Below are 232 nucleotides of genomic sequence, written 5' to 3' on the forward strand. Positions count from 1 at the left end.
GATGTTGGCTTAGAAGCAGCCATCATTTAAAGAAAGCGTAATAGCTCACTGATCGAGTCGTCCTGCGCGGAAGATGTAACGGGGCTAAGCCAGTCACCGAAGCTGCGGATATGCGTAAGCATATGGTAGGAGAGCGTTCTGTAAGCCTGCGAAGGTGTCTTGTAAAGGATGCTGGAGGTATCAGAAGTGCGAATGCTGACATGAGTAGCGATAATGGGGGTGAAAAGCCCCC

At 50.4% G+C, this 232-nt stretch carries 1 rRNA gene; it reads left to right on the forward strand.

Annotated elements, in window-relative coordinates:
- Window positions 1-232, forward strand: a 23S ribosomal RNA gene (locus AC6H42_RS17180); the annotation flags it as partial.

The organism is Massilia sp. NBRC 108631, from assembly GCF_059704565.1.